The sequence below is a fragment of the Streptomyces sp. CHD11 genome (assembly GCF_018638295.1).
Lineage (GTDB): Bacteria > Actinomycetota > Actinomycetes > Streptomycetales > Streptomycetaceae > Streptomyces.
Window position 1 is genome coordinate 1 of record NZ_JABTTS010000098.1, and the last position, 421, is coordinate 421.

General features: G+C 72.7%; 1 pseudogene. It reads left to right on the forward strand.

The annotated features are described in order from the left end of the window. Positions 1-421: pseudogene (locus HTV45_RS33320) on the forward strand (hydrolase); the annotation flags it as partial.

A 421-nucleotide genomic window follows, 5' to 3' on the forward strand; every position in this document is an offset into this window, starting at 1 on the left:
CGGCGCAACCGCACCTCGGTCGCGCTGCTGGAACTGCTCCCGACCCGGTCCGGCACCGTGACGTACCGCAAGGTCCGGAGCCTCGACCTGCCCTCCGCATTCCGGCTGCCCGACGGCACGTCCTGGACGCCGTGCGGGGAACCGGGCGAGCTGCCCCAGGTCGAGAGGATGGTAGTCGACCCGGCCGACGGCACGCTCTACGCCGGCCAGGAGGACGTGGGTATCTGGCGGATGCCCGCCGACCTGCGGGGGAAGCCGGTGCTGGTCGACAAGGTCCGCGAGTACGGCGTGCCGGGGACGTACGACGAGGAGAGCGAGGAGTGCGCCCCCGGTGAGGACCCGGGCTTCGGCGGCAGCCGGATCTCGGCCGACGTGGAAGGGCTGACCCTGCTCCCCGAGCGCAACGGCGACCGGTATCTGC